This is a genomic window from Brachyspira catarrhinii, assembly GCF_005518285.1.
GTDB lineage: Bacteria > Spirochaetota > Brachyspiria > Brachyspirales > Brachyspiraceae > Brachyspira > Brachyspira catarrhinii.
Genome location: NZ_SJDU01000302.1, coordinates 1 through 2,856, shown reverse-complemented (window position 1 = coordinate 2,856; position 2,856 = coordinate 1). Strand labels below are relative to the sequence as shown.

Genomic DNA, 2,856 nt, shown 5'->3' with positions numbered 1-2,856 from the left:
TAGAGTCCTCGAAAGAAAACTTAATATTGAACTCAAAATTAAACCCTTATCTTTTTACATTTCTTGCCACAATTTGTCTTCTTAAATAGGCTGGAGTTTCGTCATAATCTATGGAAGAATTTGCGCTCGCTCCGAATATATATTTATTAGCTCCCATATCTTCATGAATTTTCATGTCTTTGTCGGATATAGTCTCGAATATAGGTTTTGAAACTTCTCTAACCTCTTCTTTAATATCCGCTTCGGCAACTTCGGTGGCAATTCCAACGGAATAATTATTATAATCATTAAGCGCTTCGTTTCCGTTTATCGAATTTACATTTTCTTTTATTTGATTATTGATTATATTTTTATCAAAAGCCGTTTGTTCCGATTGATTAAATTCTTCTTTATAATTTTTATAATTATCGTTAAAATTTTCCGCTTCGTTATTTTTATTATTAATGTCATTATTATTAATATCTTCGTTATAATCGTTTTTAGATTTATTTTCCGAAATTATTTTTTTAAAATCGAATTTACTAATAACGGGTTCTTTTTTTTCATTTAAATTATTTAAATTATTCTCTTCCGACTTATCGGTTATAGTTTCGTTTGAATTATTATTTTCGCTATTTATATTATTCGCGTTATTCGTATTATATTCTTTTGTGTCTATTGTGTCTATTTTATCAGATTCAAAATCTTTATTTTCCTTACTATTATTTTCGTTAGAATTATCTTCAAATCCCGTAGCGACTATTGTCACTCTTATTTCGTTATCTAAATTTTCGTCAATGCAAGTTCCTATTTTTATATTCGCATCTTCATGAGCGTAGCCGCTTATTCTTTCGGTGGCTTCTCTATATTCTTTTAGTCCGAAATCTTTAGGAGCGACAATATTGGCAAGAACTCCTCTCGAATTTCTTATACTTGAAACATCGAGCAAAGGATTTTCAAAAGCGTTGGTTATCGCCTTTTCTACTCTGTTTTCGCCTTTTCCTATTCCTATTCCCAAATGCGCTCTTCCGTTTGAAAGCGAAATCATAGTTCTGACATCGGCAAAATCGGTATTTACTCCAAAACCAGTTTGAGTGATTATATCGGATATTCCTTGAACTCCCTGCCTCAATATATCGTCTATGATTGAAAAAGCTCCCGTATAACCGTAATTTTCCGCGTCAACCATATCGTAAAGATTTTCGTTTGGTATTATTATAAGGGAATCGACAACTGTAAACATTTTTTCTATTCCCGATTCCGCTATATTCATTCTTAATTTTCCTTCGTATTTAAAAGGTTTCGTAACTACTCCTATCGTCAAAGCGCCGCATTTTTTAGCGATTTCCGCAACAACGGGACTCGCTCCCGTTCCCGTTCCACCACCAAAACTGCTCGCAATGAAAACTAAATTCGCTCCGTTTATTATTTGCTCTATTTTTGCGACATCTTCTCTTGCAGCTTCCGCTCCTTTTTCTGGGTCCGTTCCAGCTCCTAATCCTTGAGTCACTCTCTCTCCCAATACTATTTTGGTTTCGGCATTGGACCTCGAAAGCGCCTGTTTGTCCGTATTCATAGCGACAAAATCCACTCCGTTAAGTCCTTCTTCTATCATTCTATTAACGGCGTTGCATCCTCCGTTTCCCACTCCTATAACTTTTATAATCGTTCCAGAATCGTTTAATAAAGAATTCATATTTAAGTTTCCTTTTGAATTATTTGAATTATCAGCCAATTCTATTCTATATTTAGAATCCATCGCTTACTCCCTTTTTAATTATTGGAAAAATAAAAATTAAAATACTTATAATTATTATCGTCTATTATCATAATTTTAATAAACATAATTATATTAACATAATTCAAAAATTCCGCAAGTGTTAAAAATAAAAAAATATGTTATTATATGAAAAATTAAATTGGAGAAAATTTTATGGATTACGATGTTAGTTTAATAATAACGACTTATAACGAAGAAAAATATTTGCCGATTTTACTCGATTCTATCAATAATCAAAAAACCGATTTGAAAATGGAAATAATTATTATAGACGATTCTTCCACAGACGGCACTTTGAATATTATAAACCAATATGAAAACTTTATACGGGGGGGGGGGGGTAATTCGGGTTATACATAACGATAAAAAATCGGATGTTCAATATATGAGAAATACGGGACTTAAAGAAGCGCTTGGCAAAACAATAATATTCTTTGACGCCGACACTGCAATATCCGAAAATTTTATAGAAAATATGGTTAAACCGATTATAGAAGGCAAAACCGACACTACTTTATGCAAAACTTACGCCGTCCTCGAAGCTTTCTACGATATTCTTCCCGAAAAATATTCCAAAAGTTATGTCTATTTTATAAAACATTGTCCGAGATTTATGATGAAAAGGTTTCCCGTTCAATTCGTTCCGTGGATTTTAAGATGGTTTGAAATGATGAAAAAACAAAAAAGACTTATAAGCGTTTGGAGAGTTCCCAACAGAACGCATACTACGGGAATAGCCACAAAAACGGAAATTGCGAGAAAATCTGGCGGCTGGAAAGTGAAAATCGGAGACGGAGATGACGCTCAATATTCCAACGATGTTTGTAACGAAAGCGATAAAGTTTTGTGGGTTAAAAAATGCATTCTTTTTATTTCGAGAAGAAGAGTATTCCCAATTGACAACGGATGGATTACCGATATATTTTTTAAGCCTATAAAGAAATTTTACGGAGACAAAATTCAAAAAAAGAATAATAACGATTATACGAAAAATTTGCGTTAATAATAATATTTAATAATTCTTAAAAATGATTTATAATATTTTAGATTATAAAAAATAAATTTTAAAATTATAAAGATAAAAAATGAATATACAT

General features: G+C 31.8%; 3 protein-coding genes. 2 read left to right on the top strand and 1 reads right to left on the bottom strand.

Going from position 1 to position 2,856, the window contains the following annotated elements; genetic code table 11:
• Positions 1-46: 46 nt before the first annotated feature.
• Entirely contained in the window at positions 47-1,738 is a 1,692-nt protein-coding gene (gene ftsZ / locus EZH24_RS09715; protein WP_137998954.1) for a cell division protein FtsZ, read from the bottom strand.
• A gap of 174 nt (positions 1,739-1,912) precedes the next feature.
• Between ftsZ and EZH24_RS15345 the strand changes: the two genes are divergently transcribed.
• A complete protein-coding gene (locus tag EZH24_RS15345; RefSeq protein WP_272897894.1) occupies positions 1,913-2,119 on the top strand; it encodes a glycosyltransferase family 2 protein in 207 nt (68 codons plus the stop codon).
• Entirely contained in the window at positions 2,073-2,762 is a 690-nt protein-coding gene (locus EZH24_RS09710; protein ID WP_272897893.1) for a glycosyltransferase, read from the top strand. The genes EZH24_RS15345 and EZH24_RS09710 overlap by 47 nt, the downstream gene beginning before the upstream one ends.
• The last annotated feature ends 94 nt before the right edge of the window (positions 2,763-2,856 follow it).